Origin of the sequence: Phycicoccus elongatus Lp2, assembly GCF_000367525.1 — a bacterium.
Lineage (GTDB): Bacteria > Actinomycetota > Actinomycetes > Actinomycetales > Dermatophilaceae > Phycicoccus_A > Phycicoccus_A elongatus.
The window spans coordinates 988,102-999,674 of sequence record NZ_HF570956.1 but is presented as its reverse complement, the minus strand read 5'-3'; the positions used below and the strand labels follow the sequence as shown (position 1 = coordinate 999,674).

Annotated in this window: 11 protein-coding genes; 5 read left to right on the top strand and 6 right to left on the bottom strand. The window is 68.9% G+C overall.

What is annotated here, in order from left to right; translation table 11 throughout:
• A partial coding sequence (locus tag BN10_RS15555; RefSeq protein ID WP_051369618.1) for a DUF3017 domain-containing protein occupies nt 1-294 on the top strand: 294 nt, incomplete at its 5' end.
• A gap of 70 nt (nt 295-364) precedes the next feature.
• Here the strand turns inward: BN10_RS15555 and BN10_RS04770 are convergent.
• From BN10_RS04770 to BN10_RS04750, 5 genes are all read right to left on the bottom strand, one after another.
• Nucleotides 365-1,348 (bottom strand): malate dehydrogenase, encoded by a 984-nt coding sequence (locus BN10_RS04770; RefSeq protein ID WP_010850037.1) that lies wholly within the window; start codon nt 1,346-1,348, stop codon nt 365-367.
• A gap of 96 nt (nt 1,349-1,444) precedes the next feature.
• Nucleotides 1,445-3,223, bottom strand: a complete 1,779-nt coding sequence (locus BN10_RS04765) for a rhamnan synthesis F family protein (protein ID WP_010850035.1) — start codon at nt 3,221-3,223, stop codon at nt 1,445-1,447.
• Between the two features lie 31 nt (nt 3,224-3,254).
• The gene (locus tag BN10_RS04760; protein WP_010850034.1) at nt 3,255-5,471 is read right to left on the bottom strand and encodes an NADP-dependent isocitrate dehydrogenase; all 2,217 of its coding nucleotides are present in this window, start codon (nt 5,469-5,471) and stop codon (nt 3,255-3,257) included.
• A 108-nt stretch (nt 5,472-5,579) separates the two neighbouring features.
• On the bottom strand, nt 5,580-5,819 hold the full coding sequence (locus BN10_RS04755) for an acyl-CoA carboxylase epsilon subunit (RefSeq protein ID WP_010850033.1): 240 nt from the start codon (nt 5,817-5,819) through the stop codon (nt 5,580-5,582).
• Nucleotides 5,819-7,444, bottom strand: coding sequence for an acyl-CoA carboxylase subunit beta (locus BN10_RS04750; protein ID WP_010850032.1), 1,626 nt, complete (start codon nt 7,442-7,444; stop codon nt 5,819-5,821). The genes BN10_RS04755 and BN10_RS04750 overlap by 1 nt, the downstream gene beginning before the upstream one ends.
• Before the next feature lie 24 nt (nt 7,445-7,468).
• Between BN10_RS04750 and BN10_RS04745 the strand changes: the two genes are divergently transcribed.
• The 4 genes from BN10_RS04745 to BN10_RS04730 are packed head-to-tail and all read left to right on the top strand — an operon-like array spanning nt 7,469 to nt 11,014.
• Nucleotides 7,469-8,248 carry a biotin--[acetyl-CoA-carboxylase] ligase gene (locus tag BN10_RS04745; protein WP_233354263.1) on the top strand — a complete coding sequence of 260 codons (780 nt, stop codon included), beginning with the start codon at nt 7,469-7,471 and terminating at the stop codon, nt 8,246-8,248.
• Nucleotides 8,229-9,332: an adenylate/guanylate cyclase domain-containing protein gene (locus BN10_RS04740; protein WP_233354262.1), complete on the top strand. Its 1,104-nt coding sequence runs from the start codon at nt 8,229-8,231 to the stop codon at nt 9,330-9,332. Before BN10_RS04745 ends, BN10_RS04740 begins: the two co-directional genes overlap by 20 nt.
• Nucleotides 9,329-10,006, top strand: coding sequence for a response regulator transcription factor (locus BN10_RS04735; protein WP_010850029.1), 678 nt, complete (start codon nt 9,329-9,331; stop codon nt 10,004-10,006). Before BN10_RS04740 ends, BN10_RS04735 begins: the two co-directional genes overlap by 4 nt.
• Nucleotides 10,007-10,021: 15 nt before the next feature.
• Nucleotides 10,022-11,014, top strand: coding sequence for a sensor histidine kinase (locus BN10_RS04730; protein WP_233354261.1), 993 nt, complete (start codon nt 10,022-10,024; stop codon nt 11,012-11,014).
• A gap of 21 nt (nt 11,015-11,035) precedes the next feature.
• Here the strand turns inward: BN10_RS04730 and BN10_RS04725 are convergent, their stop codons facing one another.
• Complete coding sequence (locus tag BN10_RS04725; protein WP_010850027.1) at nt 11,036-11,554, bottom strand: GtrA family protein; 519 nt, start codon at nt 11,552-11,554, stop codon at nt 11,036-11,038.
• Between the last annotated feature and the right edge of the window lie 19 nt (nt 11,555-11,573).

Sequence of the window (11,573 nt, the reverse complement as noted above, 5' to 3'; positions counted from 1 at the left end):
CGGCTCCCGCCCAGCGGGAAGCCGCTCATCACCAAGCGGCTGGCCGCTTGGTGGGCCCTTGCCGCGGGCGTGGTGGTGGCCCTGGTCTTCGTCGCGACCGACCACATGTGGCGCGCGACCGGCACCCTGGCCCTGACCCTCCTCGGCGCCGCCGTCCTGCGCGTGGTGCTCCCCGTCGAGGGCGCCGGCGGCCTGGTCGTGCGCCGCACCGCCATCGACGTCGCGATGCTCGTCCTGCTCGCGGTGGCCGTGGCCCTGATCGGCTTCAACCTCGACCTCACCAGCCTGCGCTGACTCCGCCCCCCGACATGGGTATGCCGCGCGCCCGGGTGGGCGCGCGGCATACGGACCGGAGTGGGTGACCTCAGCCGATCAGGCCGAGCTCGCGCACCTGGTCGCGCTCGGACGCGAGCCGCGCGACGGAGGCGGCGATCCGCTCCTTGGAGAACTCGTTGAGCTCCAGCCCCTGCACGATGGAGTACTGACCGTCGGCGACGGTGCACGGGAAGGACGAGATCAGTCCCTCCTCGACACCGTAGGACCCGTCCGACGGCACCGACATGGAGACGACCTTGCCGTCCGTCCCGAGCATCCAGTCGCGCATGTGGTCGATCGTCGCGTTCGCGGCCGAGGCGGCCGACGACAGGCCGCGCGCCTTGATGATGGCACCGCCACGGGTCGCGACGGTCGGGATGTAGGTGTCGGTGATCCACGCCTCGTCGACCAGGTCGGCGGCGACCTTCCCGTTGACCCGGGTGTTGTAGAGGTCGGGGTACATGGAGTCGTCGTGGTTGCCCCAGATGGCCAGGCCCTCGACATCGGTCACCGCAACCTCGAGGTGTTTGGCGAGCATCGACAGGGCCCGGTTGTGGTCGAGGCGGGTGAGGGCATTGAACCGCTCCGCGGGGATGTCCGGGGCGTTGCTCTTGGCGATGAGCGCATTGGTGTTGGCCGGGTTGCCGGTGACGAGGATCTTGACGTCATCGGCGGCGACCTTGCCGAGCGCGGCGCCCTGACCGGTGAAGATCCTGCCGTTGGCGGCGAGCAGGTCGGCGCGGTCCATGCCCTCCTTGCGCGGCATGGCGCCGACCAGCATCGCGGCGTTCACGCCGTCGAAGACCTGCTCCGGGTCATCACCGATGACGACATTGGCCAAGGTCGGGAAAGCGCAGTCGTCCAGCTCCATGACGACGCCCTCGAGGGCCTTGAGGGCTGGGGTGATCTCGAGGAGCCGGAGCTCGATCGGGGTGTCGGGCCCGAGCAGGGCACCGCTCGCGATGCGGAAGAGGAGGCTGTAGCCGATCTGACCGGCAGCTCCGGTGACGGCGACCTTGACGGGGGTGCTCACAGGATCGAACCCTTCGTTGACAGTGATCTTTGGGTCGATTCCGACACTAGCAGCGCGGTCACCTCGACCCGCACCGGGTCGCGCCGAGGGATCGGCTCAGGGACGCCGCCTGACGGCGCCCGCCAGCCGGACCAACTGAGGGAACCGATGAGAAAGGCTGTCCTTGATCGCCTGCCGTGCACCGACCGGCACCGGCGCCAGCGCCTCTCGCACGTAGCGCAACTGCTCCTGGGTGCCTGCCGGCAGGACCGAGGACACGCGCTCCAACTTGTATTCGAGGAAGGAGTAGTTGATCGACGCCCAGTCCTGGTTGATGACGGACCGCACGTGATAGCCGGCGTCGAGCGCGGCATACGCCAGGAGCCGCTCGAGGACATGGGTGAGGCTGCCGTCGTGGTAGCCGCCATCGCCCGGAAAGTCGTCCCAGTGCCACGGGTGCTCGACGAGGGTGCGGAGGGACTCGGGTCGCGCCCAGAACATCGAGCCGTATGCCGCCAGCGGCGTGGTGGCATCGAAGCGGGTTCCGATGCCCAAGGTGGCCGCGAGGTCCTCGGCGGGCGCGCGATTGGCGAACCACGCGTGACCCAGAGTCGGGTAGCCGATGTTGACCACGGGTGGGAAGGCCATCCCGAGCGTGGGGTGATCGGCGAAGAGCCGCAACACCTGGGCGACGTAGCCGGGGGAGTGCAGCAGGTTGTCGTAGAGATGGTCCCGGAAGAGGCCGCTGACGTTGACCGAGTCCTGGGGCGACTTCTTCGAATGCACTCGGCAGACCACGTCGTAGGCGTCCGACAACAACAGGTCGCGCTGCCCGATCAGCAGAGCGCTGGTGTCCCGGCCACGGTTGCTCGCGACGACCCGGACATCGACGGTGCTGATGTCATGGTCCTCGAGCTGACGCTCGATGGACGCTTTCTTCGCCGCGGTGTCAGTGGTGACATGCAGGGCGTAGGGCACCGGGATGTTGCCGATGCGCTGCATCATCCACGGGATCATGTCGTCGTAGTAGACGTGCGCCAGCACGCCGATCCGCAGGTCCGTCGGTGCCCCGGCGGCGGGGGCGTGATCGGGGAGCACCTCGAGCAGGGACAGGTTCGTGTAGACATGACGCGGCTCGGCGCGCCGCGACAGCGTCTTCCAGAGGGCAGGCAACGGGTAGGCAGTGCCCTCGAGTGCCGTCAGGACGCGACGACCGAGGACTGCGGACTGCTCGAGCTCGGACGATTCGTGTGTGAACAGGTCGAGAGCCACCACGGGGCAGCGGTCCCGCAGGAGCAGGTGGGCGCTGTCGAAGGCGGGGTTGGGGGTCGGGTAGTTCTCCACGGGCCAGGCGGCTGCCCAGGTGAATCCGCGGGCAACGAAGGCAGAAGTCAAGGACTCCGGGGCGTGCCCACTGCCCGAGGCGGCCTCCGGGCCGGCCCAGAAGGCGGCCCAATCCGGTGTGGAGGTGAGGGAGCGCCGGGCCACGATGAAGGACGGTTGCAGTTGGGTCGACTCCACACCGGGGTCCGTGGACCGACGCGAGGTCATGCCCCAGAAGTCGACCGGCTCGGCCTCCATCCTCGAGAAGGTCTCCGCCAGGTCGAAGACCGGCCCGATGACGCGTCCGTCGACGATGACCACTTCGTCGTAGGCCTCGAGGGGTTCGCCCGCGAGGGCCGACACCGTGGTCGGGCGCGGCCCCCCGGTGCGGGGAAGGACGACGACGTCGTCGGCGACGTCGCGCAGCCTGCCGAGGTCCTCCTCGTCAAGAGGGGCATCGGCCACCACGACGAGTCGGTCGGCGATGCCACGCAACCCGAGGGTGGTGTGCATGACGACGTCGTCGACGATGCCGTCGGGATCCGAGAGACGCTGGGCGACGAATCGCTTCACACCGGTCCTTTCGCCGGATCGGGACGCGGCTTCAGGAACCGGCCACTCCGGACAGGATCTCGTTGAAGGCCGTGGACGGCCGCATCACCTCGGCCGCCTTGCTGGCCTCCGGGCGGTAGTAGCCACCGATGTCGACCGGATGGCCCTGGACGGCAATGAGCTCGGCGTCGATGGCCGACGCCTGCGCCGACAAGGCCTTGGCGACGTCCGTGAAGGCGGCCGCCAGGTCCGCGTCCTCGGTCTGGGCTGCGAGTTCTTGGGCCCAGTAGTTCGCGATCCAGAAGTGGCTGCCGCGGTTGTCGATCTGGCCGACGCGACGGGCCGGGGACTTGTTCTCGTCGAGCAGGGTGCCGGTCGCCCGGTCCAGGGTGTCGGCGAGGATGCCGGCGCGCGCGTTGCCCTTGTTGGCCTCGTGGCGGAGGGACTCGGCCAGCGCGAGGAACTCGCCCAAACTGTCCCAGCGCAGGTAGTTCTCTTCGACGAGTTGCTGCACGTGCTTGGGGGCCGAGCCGCCCGCGCCGGTCTCGAAGAGGCCACCTCCGTTCATGAGCGGGACAACGGAGAGCATCTTGGCCGACGTGCCGAGCTCGAGGATCGGGAAGAGGTCGGTGTTGTAGTCGCGCAGGACGTTGCCGGTCACCGAGATGGTGTCCTTGCCCTCGCGGATTCGCTCGACGCTCGTGCGGGCGGCGTCCACGGGAGCAGCGATCGTGATGTCGAGGCCGTCGGTGTCGTGGTCCCGGAGATACTTCTCGACCAGCCCGATCAGGTTGCGGTCGTGGGCCCGGGTGTCGTCGAGCCAGAAGATCGCCGGGGTGTCGGACAGTCGGGCCCGCGTCACGGCGAGCTTGACCCAGTCCTGGATCGGGGCGTCCTTGGTCTGGCAGGCGCGCCAGATGTCGCCGGCCTCGACCTCGTGGCTCATGAGGACCTCACCGGCACCGTTGACGACCTCGACGGTCCCGTCCGCGGACATCTCGAAGGTCTTGTCGTGGGAGCCGTACTCCTCGGCCTTCTGCGCCATCAGGCCGACATTGGGGACCGAACCCATGGTCGTCGGGTCGTAGGCGCCGTGAGCGCGGCAGTCGTCGATCACCGACTGGTAGACCCCTGCATAGGACGAGTCGGGGATCACCGCGAGGGTGTCGGCCTCCTGACCGTCGGGGCCCCACATGTGGCCGGAGGTGCGGATCATGGCCGGCATCGAGGCGTCGACGATGACGTCGCTGGGGACGTGGAGGTTGGTGATTCCCTTGTCGGAGTTGACCATCGCCAGGCGCGGTCCGTCGGCAAGTGCCTGCTCGAAGGCCGCGCGGATCTCCTGGCCGTTCTCCAGGGCCCCGAGCCCGTCGAGGATCGCGGCCAGGCCGTTGCTCCCGTCGAGACCGGCGGCGAGCAACGCCTCGCCGTGCGCGGCATACACATCGGCGAAGTAGGCCCTCACGACGTGGCCGAAGATGATCGGGTCGGAGACCTTCATCATCGTGGCCTTGAGGTGAACCGAGAAGAGCACGTCCTCGGCCTTGGCGCGGGCAACCTGCTCGACGAGGAAGGCGTCGAGGGCCTTGGCGGAGATGAAGGTGCCGTCGACGACCTCGCCCGCGAGGACCTTGAGCCCGGACTTGAGGTCGGTGACGGTGCCGTCGGTCGCGCGGTGGCGAATCGTCAGGGTGTCGTCGGCGGGGATGATGACCGACTGCTCGTTGGAGCGGAAGTCGTTCTGGCCCATGGTCGCGACACTGGTCTTGGAGTCACTGCTCCACGCGCCCATCGAGTGCGGGTGCTTGCGGGCATAGTTCTTGACGGCAGCAGGAGCGCGGCGATCTGAGTTGCCCTCGCGCAGAACCGGATTCACCGCGCTGCCCTTGACCTTGTCGTAGCGCGCGTTCGCGTCCTTCGCGGCGTCGGTCTGCGGGTCGTCGCTGTAGTCCGGCAGAGCGAAGCCCTGGGCGCGCAACTCCTTGATCGCCGCCTTCAGCTGGGGAACGGAGGCCGAGATGTTGGGGAGCTTGATGATGTTGGCGTCCGGAGTGGTCGCGAGTTCTCCGAGTTCAGCGAGCGCGTCCGGGCTCTGCTGATCCTCGGGCAACTGGTCCGCGAAGGCGGCGAGGATGCGCCCGGCAAGCGAGATGTCGCGCGTCTCCACCTCGACTCCGGCGGCCTTGGCATAGGCCTCGATGACCGGGAGGAAGGAGTAGGTCGCCAGCATCGGCGCCTCGTCGGTGAAGGTGTAGATGATCTTGGCCATGAGCGGTACGCACTCCTCGGGGTCGGTCCGCGATTTATCTTGACGTCAAGAGAACACTATCGGGTCTGCCCAGACGACACCATCGAGCCGGTCGACTCCGGCACCGTGTCAGCGCGGTCGGCCGGAGGCGCGCCAGGCACCGGGGCCGCGGGTCGGGTTCGACCGCACTCCTCGACTGTGGTCGGCCCACGCCGAGCCCGACTCCGGTATGCCGTCCGCGCCCGTCCCCGAGGCGGCCGTGAGGACGGCGACCAGCGCCGCGACCTCCTCCGGCGTCGCGTCGCCGTGAATGGTGAATGCGGGCCCACCCAGCTGGCCGGGAGGGACGGACTGGTCGTGGGCGGCCATCAGAGGGGGATGTTTCCGTGCTTCTTGGGCGGCAGGGACTCGCGCTTGGTGCGAAGGGCCCGCAACGCCTTCGAGACGTTCATCCGCGTGTTCGACGGCGTGATGACCGTGTCGATGTAGCCCCGCTCGGCGGCGACATAGGGGTTGGCCAGCGCGTCCTCGTACTCCTTGATGAAGGTGGCGCGGGCCTCGTCGACCGAGCGTCCTTCGGTGGCAGCGGCCGCCAACTCCTTGCGATAGAGAATGTTGACCGCGCCCTGGGCACCCATGACCGCGATCTGTGCGGTCGGCCAGGCGAGGTTGATGTCGGCGCCCAGATGCTTGGAGCCCATCACGTCGTAGGCGCCGCCGTAGGCCTTGCGGGTGATGACCGTGACCAGGGGGACCGTGGCCTCGGCATACGCGTAGATGAGCTTGGCGCCCCGCCGGATGATGCCGTCCCACTCCTGGTCGGTGCCGGGCAGGAAGCCCGGGACGTCGACGAAGGTGAGGATGGGGACGTTGAAGGCGTCGCAGGTGCGCACGAAGCGGGCGGCCTTCTCCGAGGCGTCGATGTCGAGGGTGCCCGCAAACTGCATCGGGTTGTTCGCGACGATGCCGACCGAGCGCCCCGCGACCCGGCCGAACCCCACCACCATGTTGGGCGCGAAGAGTGGCTGGACCTCGAGGAACTCGCCGTCGTCGAGCACCGCCTCGATGACGGTGTGCATGTCGTAGGGGACGTTGGGGGAGTCCGGGATGAGCGTGTCGAGGGTCCGGTCGACGTCATTGACGTCGAGGTCGAGTTCCTCCCCGAAGACCGGCGCGTCCTCGAGGTTGTTGCTCGGCAGGTAGGACAGCAGCGCCTTGACGTAGTCGATGGCATCGTCTTCGTCGGCGCCCATGTAGTGCGCCACACCGGATTTCGTGTTGTGGGTGCGGGCGCCTCCGAGTTCCTCGAAGCCGACGTCCTCGCCGGTGACCGTCTTGATGACGTCAGGTCCGGTGATGAACATGTGGGAGGTCTGGTCCACCATGACGGTGAAGTCGGTGACAGCGGGCGAGTAGACCGCGCCTCCGGCGCACGGGCCCATGATGAGTGAGATCTGCGGGATGACGCCGCTCGCGTGGACATTGCGACGGAAGATCTCACCGTAGAGTCCGAGGCTGACCACGCCCTCCTGGATGCGCGCCCCACCGGAGTCGTTGAGCCCGACGACCGGACAGCCGATCTTCATGGCGAAGTCCATGACCTTGCAGATCTTCTCGCCGAAGACCTCGCCCAGGGACCCGCCGAAGACGGTGAAGTCCTGCGCGAAGATCGCCACGGTCCGGCCGTCGACCGTGCCATAACCGGTGACGACGCCATCGCCGTAGGGACGATTCTTGTCCTGCCCGAAGGCGACGCTGCGGTGACGTGCGTACTTGTCCATCTCGACGAACGAGCCCTCGTCGAGGAGTAACTCGATCCGCTCGCGGGCTGTCTTCTTGCCCCGCGCGTGCTGCTTCTCCACGGCCCGCTCGGAACCGGCGTGCGCGACCTCGGCCACCCGACGCTTCAGGTCCTTGAGCTTGCCCTCAGTGGTTGTCGTGTCGATGTCCGCGGGGACGTCCGTTCCGCCGATGGACCCGGTAGTGCTCGTCATGCTGCCGAGCCTAGCCTTGTGACCGTGCCCGACGCCGTGGACCCCCGAGTGCTCGATGTCACGCGGCTGCCCGTGCGCGACCCGTGGCTCGCGATCGAGGTGCGCGACGAGGTCGATTCCACCAACGCGGTGCTCGTCGCCGACCCCCAACCGTGGCGCGTCCTTGTCGCCGAGCGCCAGAGCGCGGGCCGTGGGCGGCTTGCGCGCTCGTGGGTCACCACACCGGGACAAGCCCTCGCCGTCTCTGCGGTCGTCCCTCCCGACGGTATGCCGGTGGGCTGGGTCCCGCTGGTCGCCGGCCTCGCGGTGGCCGAGGCGATCACCGCAACCTCAGGGGTGGGTGCCGCCCTCAAGTGGCCCAATGACGTACTCCTGCCCGGGGACGGGGACCGAAAGGTCGCGGGCGTCCTGTGCGAATGGACTCCGGTCGGGGTGGTCGTCGGTGTCGGCATCAATGTCACCCAGGCCCGTGCGGACCTGCCGCTCGAGACGGCGACGTCGGTGCGCGCCGCCGGGGGTGAGGTGACCCGGGAAGTGTTGCTCGCGGCATACCTCGAAAGACTGGCTGCCCTCGTCGCCGAGATGCACTCACATCCTGCGGCCGTGCGCGACCGATACCGTGCGCGCTGCGCGACGATCGGGGCCCAGGTGCGGGTCGAGGAACCTCAGCGCGGACTGCACGGGATCGCGATCGCGGTCGACGACGAGGGCAGACTGGTGGTGAGCAGCGGCAACGGACGACGCGTCGTCAGCGCCGGTGATGTCATCCATGTGCGGAGGTGTGATGGAGCAGGACCTTCCTGACGCCACCCCGCTCATGGACGCGGACGACATCGAGCGCGCCCTGCTCGGCCGGCCGGCATCCATGCGGCGCAGCGAGATCTCGCAGGATGTCGAGGTCACGCCGGGCAGCGCGCGACGCTTCTGGCACGCCCTGGGCTTCCAGATCGTCGAGGACGAGGAGGCGATGTTCACCGAGGCCGACCGCGAGGCCCTGCAAGCAGTGGCCCGGTTGACCCATGACCTCGACGTCGAGGAGGAACTCGCTCTGGCGATGACGCGCGCGCTCGCCCGGACGGCCGATCGGCTCGCGGTCTGGCAGACCCAACTCATGGCGGAGTACGTCACGGGGCACGACCAGGTCCCCGACCTCGCCGAGCGCGACGCGCGGGCAGTCGAGAACGTCGATGTCGCCCGACGGGCCGGCACCCGACTCGTCGAACTCGCCGACGAGATCGAGCCCCTCATGGTCTACGCGTGGCGTCGCCATCTGGCCAGTGCCATCACCCGGATGCTCGCCGACGCCGGCAACGACGAAACCCCCTCGGCGCCCGGCCGGGTCATCGGTTTCGCCGACCTGGTCAGCTTCACGACCCTGGTGCGGCGGATGTCCGAGCGGCAATTGGCGGTGCTGGTCCAACGGTTCGAGAGGCTCGCCTCCGATGTTGTCACGACTCACGGAGGGCGCGTCATCAAGACCGTGGGGGACGAAGTCCTCTTCATCCACACCGATCCGGCGGCGGCCGCCGCGATCGCCCTGGACCTCGTCGAGGCCATGTCGGAGGACGATGTCCTGCCTGAGGTGCGCGTGGGCATGGCTTGGGGCAGTGTGGTCTCCCGTCTCGGCGACGTCTTCGGCGTCACCGTCAACCGAGCCAGTCGCCTCACGGCCGTCACGCCCTCCGGCCGGGTCTTCGTCGACGACGAGCTCGCTCGCCGATTGGGCACGGTGAGTGGCTTCACCGTCCGGCCCCAGCGGCGTCGCAGCCTGCGCGGCATCGGCTTGGTCACCCCCGGGGAACTGCACCGACCGGCCGCGGGCCGCCGCGGTGCCTCGGTCGAGGAGCAGGCCGGGTCCAGCCGGGCCGGATACGATCCCCAGTCATGACCACGGTCCTGCTCGCCGAGGACGATTCGGCCATCTCCGAGCCGCTCGCCCGGGCGTTGCGGCGAGAGGGTTATGAGGTCGAGGTCGTCGAGGACGGCGAGCGCGCGCTCGAGTCGGCCCGCCAGGCGCCGGATCTCGTTGTCCTCGACCTGGGTCTGCCGAAACTCGACGGACTGGACGTCTGTCGGCGCATCCGGGCCGAGGGGCTGACGATCCCGGTGCTCATCCTCACCGCGCGGGCCGACGAGGTGGACACCGTTGTGGGGCTGGACGCCGGGGCTGACGACTACGTGACCAAGCCCTTCCGGTTGGCTGAGCTGCTCGCGCGTGCGCGCGCCCTGTTGCGCCGCGGACCCGGGGAGGCGACCGCCTCGGAGGACGCGCCGGTCCGGATCGACCCGGCCGGGCACCGCGTCTTCGTGCAGGGCGAGGAGATCGGCCTGACCGCCAAGGAGTTCGAGTTGCTCAGCGTCCTGGCCCGGCACGAGGGTCGGGTGGTGTCTCGTGAGCAACTGATGCGTGAGGTGTGGGACACCTCGTGGTTCGGCAGCACCAAGACCCTCGACATGCACATCTCGGTCCTGCGCCGAAAGCTCGGTGATGACGTCGCCAACCAACGCCTGATCACGACCGTGCGTGGGGTCGGCTTCCGCTTCGACAACCAATCGGGTTGACCTGTGCTCCGGCAGTTGCGCCGAAGCGTCGGCCGGGTCGTCGGCCTCACTGCCCTGTGCGTCTTCGCGCCCCTGCTGCTCGCCGTCGGGCTCTGGGGCCTGCGTGGGGGCTCACCGATCACGGTCGCGCCCATGGCGGCGATCGCCTTCCTGTCCGCCCTCACCGTCACCCTGGCCGCGGTCGCCACGGTCGTCGGGTTCCTCGAGGTGCGAGGACTCACCGCGCGGATCGTCCCGGCCCTCGGTCGTCTCGCGGACTTGACCGACCGGATCGACGAGGGGGTCCACCACCGCGAGTCCCCGCCAACCGGCATACCGGAGATCGACGAGCTCACCGCTGCTCTCAGCCGCGGCACTGCGCTGGCCTCCAAGCGGCTCGCCGCCGAGCGGACCTTCGCGGCCGATGCCTCCCATCAACTGCGGACTCCGCTGACGGCGCTGCTGATGCGCCTCGAGGAGATCTCGTCGACGGAGAACCTCGACGTCGTCGCCGAGGAGTCACACATCGCCATCGCCCAGGTCGAGCGGCTGAGCAGCGTCGTCGACGACCTCCTCGCCCGATCCCGGTCGGGTGCCGATCGCCCGCCGAGCGTGTCCCTCGACTCGGTCCTGGCGGCTCTCCAACGCGAGTGGCAGCCGACGTATGCCGTGCGGCGACGGGCGATCCACATCACCGGTGCGCGTGGGCTCCGGGTGCTCGGGGCGCCGGGTCCGTTGTCACAGATCTTCTCCACGTTGCTGGAGAACTCCTTGGCTCACGGGGCGGGGACGGTGACCGTGGAGGCCCGACGATCCGGGCCGAGCGTGATCGTCGAGGTGCGCGACGAAGGTGCAGGCATCGACCCGGCGCTGGCGCCACACATCTTCGAGCGCTCGGTGTCGAGCCGGGGCAGTGGCCTGGGCCTCGGGCTCGCGCGCGACCTCGCCTCCGCCCAGGGGGGCCGGCTCGAACTCGTGTCGGCCAGCGGCGCGGAGTTTGCGCTCTTCCTCTCGGGTGCGGCGGACTGACTGCCGCAGCCCTGATCGCCGTCAGCGGCGGTCGTCGACCGTGGGTTCCGGATCGTCGACCGACGGGGTGCTCCGCGCGTCGATGGGTTCCCCGGCGAAGACGAAACGTCGGTAGGCCCAGAACCGCAGCAGGGTGCCCAGGGCGATGCCGAGGAACTTGGCGATGTTGTCCGCGGTCAGGGTCTGCAGGGCCAGCACATAGTGGCTGAAACCGACGACTCCCATCTGGACCAGCATCGCGGCACCGTTGGTGCCGGCGAAGAGCAGGGCCTCGTGATGAGCGGGCCGATTGCGTCGGTGCCGGAACGTCCAGGCCCGGTTGCCCACCCAGGCGACGACGGTCGCGACCAGGGCCGAGATGACCGTCGCGGTGGTCGGCTTGTGGGCGAAGAGCCCATGGCGGAGCAGGTTGAAGGTGCCCATGTCGACGACGAAGGCCACCGCACCGACGACGCCGAACTTGAGCATCTCGCGATACAAGAGGTCGATCGCGCCGCGGAGGCGGTCGAGGAGGCCCCGAGGGGCACCGGCGGGGGGCACGGACGAAGCGTAACCGCGC

What these genes read in the sequence shown, in the direction of transcription:
- BN10_RS04755 (WP_010850033.1), bottom strand. Translation starts at nt 5,819, where the DNA reads ATGGCCGCCCACGACCAGTCCGTCCCTCCCGGCCAGCTGGGTGGGCCC.
- BN10_RS04750 (WP_010850032.1), bottom strand. Translation starts at nt 7,444, where the DNA reads ATGACGAGCACTACCGGGTCCATCGGCGGAACGGACGTCCCCGCGGAC.
- BN10_RS04735 (WP_010850029.1), top strand. Translation starts at nt 9,329, where the DNA reads ATGACCACGGTCCTGCTCGCCGAGGACGATTCGGCCATCTCCGAGCCG.
- BN10_RS04740 (WP_233354262.1), top strand. Translation starts at nt 8,229, where the DNA reads ATGGAGCAGGACCTTCCTGACGCCACCCCGCTCATGGACGCGGACGAC.
- BN10_RS04760 (WP_010850034.1), bottom strand. Translation starts at nt 5,471, where the DNA reads ATGGCCAAGATCATCTACACCTTCACCGACGAGGCGCCGATGCTGGCG.